This window comes from Pedobacter sp. (assembly GCF_045628745.1).
Lineage (GTDB): Bacteria > Bacteroidota > Bacteroidia > Sphingobacteriales > Sphingobacteriaceae > Pedobacter.
This window is the reverse complement of the sequence record NZ_JAZQPU010000187.1, coordinates 1-3,183: the sequence shown is the minus strand read 5'-3', so window position 1 is coordinate 3,183 and position 3,183 is coordinate 1. Positions and strand designations below refer to the sequence as shown.

At 44.6% G+C, this 3,183-nt stretch carries 1 protein-coding gene; it reads left to right on the top strand.

The features are described 5' to 3' along the window. Positions 1 to 3,133 (top strand): DUF6298 domain-containing protein (locus ACR2F7_RS07375; protein WP_432712941.1); only part of this gene is annotated, 3,133 nt, incomplete at its 5' end. Between the last annotated feature and the right edge of the window lie 50 nt (positions 3,134 to 3,183).

Below are 3,183 nucleotides of genomic sequence, written 5' to 3'. Positions count from 1 at the left end.
CAGCAGGACTTTAACTTCCTGCATGGTTTTATTCATCTGTCTGGCTTCACCATCTGTTTTTGCGCAAAAGAAAAAAACAGTAGAACCGCCAAAACCAATTTTCACCAGTGCTGGCGGACAGCTTAACTATACAGCTGATGAACAAGGAAACCGAATTCCGGATTTCTCTTACAGTGGTTATATGGCTGGCGCGTTTCCTATACCGGAGGCGATAGTTAAAGTGGTGGTGCCCCTAACAACAGGTGATGCCACGGAAAGAATTCAGGCAGCACTCAACTATGTTGCTGCTTTACCTCTGGGTAAAAATGGTCTTCGTGGTGCTGTTTTGCTGGAAAAAGGTGTTTATACAGTAGCAGGTTCCTTAAAAATTAAGGCTTCAGGGGTGGTACTTCGTGGCAGTGGAATGGCTAATGGTGGCACTTTAATCCAGGCTACGGGTTTGGACAGAATGGGCGTAGTACTTATTTCCGGTGAAGCAAATCGCCAGCAGGAACAGCCTGTTGCCATCACTAATGACTATGTGCCTGTAAATGCCATGTCGGTAAAAGTGGCTAACGCAGGTTCTTTTAAAACAGGAAACCGCATTTTAATTCACCGTCCTTCGCCAAAAAACTGGCTTGAAGACTTAGGTGTTGAACATTTTGGGGGCGGCGTTACGGCCACAGGCTGGAAAGCTGGTCAGCGTGATCTTTATTGGGACAGAACCATCGTTAAAGTTTCCGGAACGGAACTCTTTTTCGATGCACCCATTACCACAGCTTTAGAAGCCAGATATGGCGGAGCAAATGTCATTAAATACAGCTGGACAGGCAGAATAGCACAGTCGGGCGTAGAAAATTTAAAAATACAATCCAGTTACGATAAAAATAACCCTAAAGATGAATACCATCGCTGGACAGGGGTTTCCATTGCAAATGTAGAAGATGCCTGGGTGCGTCAGGTTGTTTTCGAAAATTTAGCAGGTTCAGCGGTTAATGTGCAGGAATCTGCCAGAAGAATTACGGTTGAAGACTGTAAATCTCTGGCTCCTGTATCAGAAATTGGTGGCGAAAGAAGGTATACCTTTTTCACCACAGGGCAGCAAACACTTTTTCAAAGGCTATATGCTGAATATGGCTATCATGATTTTGGTGTTGGTTTTTGTGCCGCCGGTCCGAATGCCTTTGTACAATGCAATGCTTACCTGCCTTTTAGTTTTAGCGGCGCTATAGACAGCTGGGCATCAGGCGTATTGTTTGATGTTGTGAATGTTGATGGTCAGGCTTTAAGTTTCTCCAATAGGGGTCAGGATGGTCAGGGCGCCGGATGGGCTGCTGCAAACAGTGTTTTCTGGCAAAGTACAGCCGCGAGGATTGATAACTTCAAACCACCGGGCGCACAAAACTGGGCTTTTGGCAATTGGGCACAATTTTCGGGCGATGGCTATTGGGACATGTCGAATGAACAAATTCAACCACGCAGTTTATATTATGCGCAGTTGACTGACAGAATTGGTAAAGATGCCCAACAGCGTGCATTTATGATGTTCAACCCTTCAGAGGCATCGAGTAGTCCATCGGTAGATGTTGCACAAAAGTTAACCAAATTGGCCGCACAACCGATGATGGAGCTTGATGAATTTATAGATGCAAGTGCCAGTCGTAATCCGATAGCATTAAACCAGGCACAGGCTAAAACGATAGATCAGATAGGTATCGCAAAAATGAGTCCATTAAAAACAAATGGTCTTATGGCTATTGAAAATGGTTGGCTTATGCGCAATGCAGCAGTAATTTCCGGCAACCGTCAGGAGGTTCAATGGTGGAATGGCAGTGCCAGACCTCATGGCTTAAAAACTGCTAAACCTCATGTTACCCGCTTTGTTCCCGGCCGCGCTGGTTTGGGATTAACCGACGATTTAAATGCCTTAACCGATAGTATGCAAAAGGGATCAGTTAAGGTAATGGAACATAATTATGGCCTCTGGTATGATAGGCGACGTGATGATCACGAACGTATCCGCAGGATGAATGGCGAAGTATGGGCACCATTTTATGAATTGCCTTTTGCCAGAAGTGGACAGGGAACTGCCTGGGATGGCTTGAGCAAATATGATTTAAGTAAATATAACCTTTGGTATTGGGACCGCCTAAAGCAATTTGCTGATCTGGCAGATCAAAAGGGATTGGTGCTGGTGCATCAAAACTATTTTCAGCATAATATCATTGAAGCAGGTGCGCACTATGCAGATTTCCCATGGCGTACCGCAAATAACATCAACAGCACTGGTTTTCCGGAGCCTGTGCCTTATGCCGGCGACAAGCGTATTTTTCTTGCCGAGCAGTTTTATGATATTTCTAATGCCACACGCCGCAGTTTACACCGCGCTTACATCAGGCAGTGCCTGAATAATTTTGCGGAAAACAACAGTGTGATCCAGCTGATTGGTGCTGAATTTACTGGTCCGAAGCATTTTGTGGAGTTCTGGCTCGCGTGCATTGAAGAATGGAAAAAGGATACGGGCAAACACCCTATCATCGGCTTAAGTGTAACCAAAGATGTGCAGGATGCTATTTTAGCAGATCCAGAAAAAGCGGCTTTGGTAGATGTCATTGACATCAGGTACTGGCATTATCAGGCAGATGGCACTGCTTACGCGCCATTAGGCGGGCAAAACCTGGCTCCACGCCAGCATGCCCGTTTGTTAAAGCCACAGAAAACTTCTTTTGCACAGGTTTATCGTGCGGTTGTTGAATATAAAACTAAATATCCCGCGAAAGCGGTTATTTACTCTGGAGATAACTATACCAGTTACGGATGGGCAGTATTGATGGCAGGAGGTTCACTGCCAACGCTGCCGGCACTACATAAGGAATTGTTTGCTGCTGCAGCTCAGTTGAAGCCAGTAACTCCAATAGCAGAAAACGCGAACCAATACGCCTTAGCAAATCCGGGTAAAGCCTATATTTTTTATAATGCTGCGGCACAACCTTTAAAGGTAGACTTAAGCCAGGTGAAGGGCACATTTAGCATCAAAATCATTAACCCTGCAAATGGAGCTGTTTTAAAAACAGAGAAAGTAAAAGGTGGTTCCATCATTCAGCTGCAAAAGTTAAGTACGGCAGATGAAGTCGTTTTAGTGAATAAAATCTAGCACATAAATATGATCAATTTCAAAAATATAAGTATTGTATTACTTTCCAT